This is a genomic window from Marinobacter sp. (assembly GCF_034669625.1).
Classification (GTDB): domain Bacteria; phylum Pseudomonadota; class Gammaproteobacteria; order Pseudomonadales; family Oleiphilaceae; genus Marinobacter.
The window spans coordinates 155,443-162,379 of record NZ_JAXMOY010000008.1 but is presented as its reverse complement, the minus strand read 5'-3'; the positions used below and the strand labels follow the sequence as shown (position 1 = coordinate 162,379).

The window sequence follows — 6,937 nt, the reverse complement described above, 5'->3', positions numbered from 1 at the left end:
GAGGTTGTTTACGTTAAAGGCTGGCACACCGTAACCATGCTCGGCGGCGTGGTCCAGAAGTTGCCGCAGCGATATCAGGGCCATGGGTTGTCTCCTTCGTTAACTTTTGATGTTGGGATTCTGCTTTCGCCGCCATTATCTGGCGGCTCGTTAAAACTTACTGACCGCGTTCTTCCAGCACAGCCACTGCCGGCAGGGTCTTTCCTTCTACGAATTCGAGGAAGGCGCCGCCGCCTGTAGAGATGTAGGAAATCTTGTCAGCTATATCGTATTTGTCAACGGCCGCTACCGTGTCTCCGCCGCCAGCCAGAGAGAAGGCATCGCTTTCGGCGATGGCTTCAGCGAGGGCTTTGGTGCCGTTGCCGAACTGGTCAAATTCGAATACACCAACCGGGCCATTCCAGAGAATGGTTTTGGCGTTCTTCAGCAACTCGGCGAACTGGCCAGCAGTTTCCGGGCCTACGTCGAGGATCATGTCATCGGCGGTGACGTCGGAGATGTTTCTGACGGTTGCGGTGGCGGTTTCAGCGAATTCACTGGCGACCACAACATCAACCGGCAGTGGGATTTCCACACGGCTGGCGATGTCTTTGGCGGTGTCGAGCAGGTCGTGTTCGCACAAAGATTTACCCACCGGGTGGCCAGCGGCTGCCAGGAAGGTGTTGGCAATGCCGCCTCCTACGATGATCTGGTCACACACTTTTTCCAGAGCGTTGAGCACGTCCAGCTTGGTGGAGACTTTGGAGCCGCCAACAATAGCAACCACCGGCTGAGCCGGCTTGTCGAGAGCTTTACCCAGGGCTTCCAGTTCAGCCGCCAGCAGTGGGCCAGCGCAAGCTTCGGGTGCAAATTTGGCGACGCCGTGGGTAGAAGCCTGAGCGCGGTGCGCGGTGCCGAAGGCATCCATTACGTAGATGTCGCACAGGGCAGCGTACTGTTTGGCCAGGTCTTCGTTGTCTTTCTTTTCGCCTTTGTTGAAGCGAACGTTTTCGAACAAAACCACTTCGCCATCGGCCACTTCAACGCCGCCGAGGTAATCTTTGATCAGGCGTACTTCCTGCCCCAGCACGGTGGACAGATGGTCAGCTACGGGCTTCATGGAGGAAGCTTCGTCGTACACGCCTTCTTCCGGGCGGCCGAGGTGGGACATCAGCATGACTTTGGCGCCGGCATCTTTCGCTGCTTTGATGGTGGGCAACGAGGCACGAATGCGGGCGTCGCTGGATACCTTGCCGTCTTTTACCGGTACGTTCAGGTCTTCACGAATCAGAACCCGCTTGCCGGCGAGGTTCAGGTCAGTCATTTTTTTGATGGCCATAATCAAAGTCCGTAGTTATGGATTCAGTCATTAATATTTGGGATTGGGGAGAGAGGGGCGTTAATTCACTCTCTGCAACCAACTCTGGCTTACATCCAGCATTCGGTTGGCGAAGCCCCATTCGTTATCGAACCAGCACAGCACCTTTACCATCGTGCCGCCGGTTACTCGTGTTTGCCCGCCATCGACCACGCCAGAATGGGAGTCGTGGTTGAAGTCGGAGCTGGCCAGCAGTTCGTCGGTGTAGTCGAGAATGCCTTCCAGCGGCCCTTGAGCTGAACGCTTCAAGAGCTGGTTTACCGCCGCCACATCGGTGGTTTCGCGCACGTTGACCACCATATCGATGGCCGACACGTTGAGCGTGGGCACTCGAATGGCAACGGAGCTGAAGCGGCCTTCCATATGCGGCAATAACCGTTCAATGCCACGGGCCAACCCGGTGTCGACAGGCACGATGTTGTGCAACGCACTTCGAGTACGGCGCAAATCCTGATGATGGTATGCATCGATCACGGGCTGGTCGTTCATCGCGGCGTGGATGGTGGTGGTACTGCCCTGCTCCACACCAAAGGCCTCGTCCAGCACTTTGATAACTGGCACCAGGCAGTTGGTGGTACAGGAACCGGCCGCCACAATCACATCGTCCTGGGTCAGAGCCTGGTCGTTGATACCAAACACAACGGTACGATCCACATCGGTTTCGCCCGGCTGGGAGAACAGCAGGCGCTTGGCGCCCGAGGCGATGTGTTTTTCCGCAGTCGCGCGATCCGAATAGGCACCGGAGCATTCCAGTACCAAATCCACGTCCAGCAATCGCCAAGGCAGATCTTCCGGGTCTGGATGACGCAGCACGCGAATGCGGTCGCCGTTCACCACCAAATCATCACCTTCTACTGCCACCTTTCCATTGAGCCGCCCGTGGGTGGAATCGTATTTGGTCAGGTGGGCAATAGTGTCGATGTCCGACAACTCGTTAATCGCGACCACCTGCAGGTGGTCGCGAAAGCCATTCTCATATAATGCCCGCAACACGCACTGGCCGATACGGCCATACCCGTTGATAGCAATCCGAAAAGGCTTTGAGTGGTTCATCAAGCGTCCAGCAGTTCGGCAGCCACTTCCAGGATGTTTTCGACGGTGAAGCCGAATTCCTTGAACAGTTCACCGGCAGGCGCAGACTCACCGAAGGTGGTCATGCCTACAACCCGACCGTCGAGGCCCACATACTTGTACCAGTAGTCAGCGATGCTGGCTTCGATAGCAATGCGATTGGTGACTTCCAGCGGCAGTACTTGCTGCTTGTATTCCGCGCTCTGGGCATCGAATACGTCCGTCGACGGCATGGAAACCACACGCACGGCTTTGCCCTGCTCACGCAGCTTGCCGGCCACGTCTTGCGCCAGGCCCACTTCAGAGCCGGTGGCAATCAGGATCAGCTCAGGTGTACCTTCGCTGTCAGACAGCACGTAGCCACCTTTGGCAACGTTCGCCAACTGTTCGGCATCGCGGTCCTGATGCGGCAGACCCTGACGGGAGAACACCATGGCCGTTGGGCCATCGTTGCGCTCCAGCGCTGACTTCCAGGCTACGGCAGATTCAACCGCATCGGCCGGGCGCCAGGTGCTCATGTTCGGTGTGGTACGCAGGCTAGCCAGCTGTTCAATCGGCTGGTGGGTCGGGCCGTCTTCGCCCAGACCAATCGAGTCGTGAGTAAATACGAAGATGGAGCGCTGCTTCATCAGTGCGGCCATGCGCACAGCGTTACGGCAGTATTCCATGAAGATCAGGAAGGTGGCGCCGTACGGGACAAAGCCGCCGTGCAGGGCCATACCGTTCATAATGGCGGCCATGCCGAACTCGCGCACACCGTAATAGATGTAGTTGCCAGAGGCATCGTCTTTGGTCACACCTTTACAGCCAGACCAGATGGTCAGGTTGGAACCAGCCAAGTCGGCAGAGCCGCCCATCAGTTCCGGCAGCATTGGGCCGTAGGCATTCAGGGCATTCTGGGAAGCCTTACGGGAAGCGATGGTATCGCCCTTGTCCTGGCATTCCTGAACGTAGGCTTGTGCCTTGTCAGCGAAATCGGCTGGTAGCTCACCCGCCATGCGGCGCTTGAACTCAGCCGCCAGTTCCGGCTCTGCTTTTTCATAGGCCGCGAACTTCTCATTCCAGGCACTCTCAGCCGCTGTACCTTTCTCTTTGCCGTTCCATGCTGCATAAATGTCGTCAGGAACTTCAAATGCACCGTGCTTCCATCCCAACGCTTCACGGGTCAGAGCGATTTCATCGTCACCCAGCGGGGCGCCGTGGCAATCTTCTTTACCCTGCTTGTTCGGGGAACCGAAGCCGATGATGGTCTTGCAGCAAATCAGCGTTGGCTGCTCGGCGTTCGCACGAGCCGCTTCAACGGCGGCACGAATCGCGTCGGCGTCGTGGCCGTCCACGTTCGGGATAACCTGCCAGCCGTAGGATTCAAAACGCTGCGGAGTATTGTCGGTAAACCAGCCTTCCACTTCGCCGTCGATGGAAATGCCGTTGTCGTCGTAGAAAAACACCAGTTTGCCCAAGCCCAACGTACCGGCCAGAGACGCTACTTCGTGAGAAATACCTTCCATCAGGCAGCCGTCGCCCAGGAACGCATAGGTGTAGTGATCAACAATGTCGTGACCCGGACGGTTGAACTGAGCCGCCATTGCTTTCTCGGCCAACGCGAAGCCAACGGCGTTGGCAATGCCCTGACCCAGTGGGCCGGTCGTTGTTTCAACACCTGGGGTGTAACCGTACTCAGGATGCCCTGGAGTTTTGGAATGCAGCTGACGGAAATTCTTGATGTCATCAATCGACACGTCGTACCCGCTCAGATGCAGCAAGGAGTACTGCAGCATGGAACCGTGGCCGTTAGACAAGATAAAGCGGTCGCGGTTGGCCCATTGCGGGTTAGCCGGGTTGTGGCTCAGGTAATCGTTCCACAGTACCTCGGCGATATCCGCCATCCCCATGGGCGCACCCGGGTGGCCGGATTTGGCTTTCTGAACCGCATCCATGCTCAGCGCGCGTATGGCGTTGGCGAGATCTTTACGAGACGGCATTGACAATTCTCCAGTGTTTTTCAGGACAAGACTTCAAGCTGCAAAAACTGCTTAAAAAGAAGGCGCGTATTTTCGCCGATTACGGTATCCGGGGGCAAATTTCAGACGAGAATAAATCTATATCAAAAAAAATTGATATGGCTATTGATCGATCAACCGAACCCCCCTACACTCCTCCCCCATGACATCACTCAACACCCACGCACTCGAAGCTTCCTCCGCAGAGACTCTGGCACCGATCTTCAAAGCCAGCGGTGATCCTCTGCGCCTTGAAATTCTGCGAGTGCTGCGCCGGGACACCTTCGGCGTACTTGAGTTGAGCCAACTGTTTGATATGCGTCAATCCGGCATGAGCCACCACCTGAAGGTGATGCACAAAGCCGGTTTGCTCGAGCCCCAGCGGGAAGGCAATGCCATTTTTTACCGTCGGCCGCTGCACCTGGACAGCGTAAAACTGGCGGATCAGGCGATTCGGCAGATTTTTGAAACGGTCGACCGTATTCCTTTACCCACAGAGCTGGCCGAAAAAATCGAGGCCATTCGGGCACAACGGGCGGAACAGTCGCAGGCGTTTTTCTCACGCCACTCAGCGCAGTTCCGGGAGCAGCAAGAACTGATTGCCGCCTTTGACTTGTATGCCGATCCAACCGCCGAACTCATCCGTAAAAGGGTGAGCCAACAGAACTGGCAGAGCGTACTGGAAATCGGACCAGGCGAAGGTGGATTTTTGCCCGTTCTGTCGGAACTTTTCGAGCACACGGTAGGCCTGGACAACAGCAAAGATATGCTCGCAAAGGCCACCCGCACCTGCATTGAAAGCCGGCTGAACAACGTGGATTTGATTGAAGGCGTGACCGACACAATTCTGGCAAGCGGCGATGCTTTCGACCTGATTGTTGCCAACATGGTGCTGCACCACGTCCCCAGCCCGGCAGACATCTTTTTGGATGCCGCAGCTCTGATGAACAACAGCGGCTGCTTCATCATCAGCGACCTGTGCAGCCACGATCAGGACTGGGCAAAAGAAAACTGCGGCGATCTTTGGCTTGGCTTCGAGCCGGAAGAACTCACCGCCTGGGCAGCCGACGCTGGCCTGAACGCCGGAGAACAGCTGTTTATCGGGCTGCGGAACGGCTTCCAGATTCAGGTTCGGGAGTTTTGGAAAACCACCAAAAGAGCCTAAAACGCACGCACATCACGGAATATCTAAAAGATTTGATATAGAAGTAAGTACTACTACTTACCCTCCGGAAACACAAAAAGAGCTGGCCGGTCGCCAGCACGAATTTGACAACGCTCATAGAGGACACACGTATGTCTGACTACAACATCTTTACCTCCGAATCGGTCTCTGAAGGCCACCCGGACAAACTTGCGGATCAAATCTCCGATGCGGTCCTGGACACCATCCTGACCGACGACCCGCACGCCCGCGTTGCCTGTGAAACCATGGTAAAAACCGGCGTGGCCATTGTCGGCGGTGAGATCACCACCAGCGCCTGGGTTGATCTGGAAGACTTGGTTCGTGGTGTTATCAAAGACATCGGCTACACCTCTTCAGATGTTGGCTTCGACGGCGACACCTGTGGCGTCATCAACATTATCGGCAAACAATCGGTCGAAATCGCCCAAGGCGTTGATCGCCAGAAGCCCGAAGACCAAGGCGCCGGCGACCAAGGCCTGATGTTCGGCTACGCCAGCAACGAAACTGACGTACTGATGCCGGCACCGATCACCTTCTCTCATCGTTTGGTGCAGCGTCAGGCCGAAGCTCGCAAGAGCGGACTGCTGCCGTGGCTGCGACCGGATGCTAAGAGCCAGGTAACCTGCCGCTACGAAAACGGCAAAGTCGTGGGTATCGATGCGGTTGTCCTGTCTACTCAGCACGACCCGGACGTCAGCCAGGAAGACCTGAAAGAAGCTGTGATGGAACTGATCGTCAAGCACACTCTGCCCACCGAGTTGCTGCACAAAGACACCGAGTTCCACATTAACCCGACCGGCAAATTCGTCATCGGTGGCCCGGTAGGCGACTGTGGTCTGACCGGCCGTAAAATCATCGTAGACACCTACGGCGGCATGGCTCGTCACGGTGGCGGTGCCTTCTCCGGCAAAGACCCCTCCAAGGTTGACCGTTCAGCCGCCTATGCGGGCCGTTACGTTGCCAAGAACATCGTTGCTGCCGGTCTGGCCGACAAATGCGAGATTCAGGTGTCCTACGCCATTGGTGTCGCACAGCCGACCTCCATCTCGCTGAACACCTTCGGCACCGGCAAACTCAGCGATGAAAAGATCGTTGACCTGGTACGTGCGCACTTCGATCTGCGCCCCTACGCCATCACCAACATGCTCGACCTGCTGCACCCGATGTACCGGGCCACAGCAGCTTATGGCCACTTTGGCCGTGACCCATACGAAATGACCGTTGGCGGCAAAACCTTCACCGCCTTCCCATGGGAAAAGACGGACCGGGCGCTGGCCCTTAAAGACGCCGCCGGCATCTAAACAATTTTCAGGCGCATGATGG

General features: G+C 56.6%; 6 protein-coding genes. 2 read left to right on the top strand and 4 right to left on the bottom strand.

The window, feature by feature from the left end; genetic code table 11:
* The 4 genes from VOI14_RS09520 to tkt form a co-directional block, all read right to left on the bottom strand.
* Positions 1–84: hypothetical protein (locus tag VOI14_RS09520; RefSeq protein WP_323751817.1), on the bottom strand; the 84-nt coding region annotated here is incomplete at its 3' end.
* A gap of 73 nt (positions 85–157) precedes the next feature.
* Positions 158–1,318 (bottom strand): phosphoglycerate kinase, encoded by a 1,161-nt coding sequence (locus tag VOI14_RS09515; protein ID WP_323751813.1) that lies wholly within the window; start codon positions 1,316–1,318, stop codon positions 158–160.
* A gap of 60 nt (positions 1,319–1,378) precedes the next feature.
* Entirely contained in the window at positions 1,379–2,410 is a 1,032-nt protein-coding gene (locus VOI14_RS09510; RefSeq protein ID WP_323751812.1) for a type I glyceraldehyde-3-phosphate dehydrogenase, read from the bottom strand.
* Positions 2,410–4,410, bottom strand: a complete 2,001-nt coding sequence (gene tkt, locus VOI14_RS09505) for a transketolase (RefSeq protein ID WP_323751811.1) — start codon at positions 4,408–4,410, stop codon at positions 2,410–2,412. The genes VOI14_RS09510 and tkt overlap by 1 nt, the downstream gene beginning before the upstream one ends.
* Positions 4,411–4,591: 181 nt before the next feature.
* Here tkt and VOI14_RS09500 point away from each other — a divergent pair, with 181 nt between their 5' ends.
* Together VOI14_RS09500 and metK are read left to right on the top strand one after the other, a co-directional pair.
* Positions 4,592–5,593, top strand: a complete 1,002-nt coding sequence (locus VOI14_RS09500; protein ID WP_323751810.1) for a metalloregulator ArsR/SmtB family transcription factor — start codon at positions 4,592–4,594, stop codon at positions 5,591–5,593.
* Between the two features lie 131 nt (positions 5,594–5,724).
* A complete protein-coding gene (metK, locus tag VOI14_RS09495; RefSeq protein ID WP_323751809.1) occupies positions 5,725–6,915 on the top strand; it encodes a methionine adenosyltransferase in 1,191 nt (396 codons plus the stop codon).
* The last annotated feature ends 22 nt before the right edge of the window (positions 6,916–6,937 follow it).